The sequence below is a fragment of the Bradyrhizobium sp. SRL28 genome, from assembly GCF_018596315.1.
Lineage (GTDB): Bacteria > Pseudomonadota > Alphaproteobacteria > Rhizobiales > Xanthobacteraceae > Bradyrhizobium.
Genome location: NZ_JAHEAG010000175.1, coordinates 1 through 869, shown reverse-complemented (window position 1 = coordinate 869; position 869 = coordinate 1). Strand labels below are relative to the sequence as shown.

Annotated in this window: 1 protein-coding gene; it reads left to right on the top strand. The window is 61.2% G+C overall.

The window, feature by feature from the left end; translation table 11 throughout:
- Positions 1–33: 33 nt before the first annotated feature.
- Positions 34–869: IS630 family transposase (locus KIP88_RS45855; protein ID WP_214494629.1), on the top strand; the 836-nt coding region annotated here is incomplete at its 3' end.

Here is an 869-nt window from a genome sequence, read left to right as displayed (position 1 = left end):
TCCTTAGAGGGTGAGTCGTGATTCAAGATCGGGATGATACCCGAGGCAAGAGAAGTTCACCTTTCGAGGAAGGATCGCAAGGTCCTGGAGGCGCGTTGTCGTTCGCCGGCGACATTGCAGCGCGATTTGAAGCGGGCGCGGATAGTTTTGTTGGCGGCGGCCGGGCGCAGCACGCGGTCGATAGTCAAGGAAGTCGGGGTCCAGCCTCGGATTGTCAGCCTGTGGCGGCATCGCTATGCCGACCTTGGCCTTGAAGGGCTGCAGGAGAGGCCGCGGCCTGGCAAGCAGCCGATCTATACGAAGGCCACCGACAAGCGGATTCTGCGGCTGTTGGACAAGCAGCCACCGGAAGGGTTTGCGCGCTGGACCGGGCCGCTGCTGGCCGAGGCGCTGGGCGATGTTGACGTCCAATATGTCTGGCGGTTCCTGCGCAACCACAAGATCGACCTCGTGGCTCGCAAGTCCTGGTGCGAGAGCAACGACCCGAACTTCACGGCCAAAGCCGCCGATGTTGTCGGCCTCTACGTCGCCCCGCCCGAGAAGGCGATCGTGCTATGTGTGGACGAAAAGCCTTCGATCCAGGCTTTGGAGCGAGCGCAGGGCTATCTGAAGTTGCCCAATGGCCGCGCCTTGACCGATCAGAGCCACGACTACAAGCGGCATGGCACGACAACGCTGTTTGCGGCGCTCGAGGTTGCGACCGGAAAGATCATCGCGACGCATTCAAAACGGCGGCGCCGTGTCGAGTTCCTCGACTTCATGGACAGCGTCACCTCGGCTTTTCCGGACCGCCAGCTTCACGTCATCCTCGACAACCTCAACACCCACAAGAAGAACGAGCACTGGCTAAAGGCCCACCCCAATGTGAA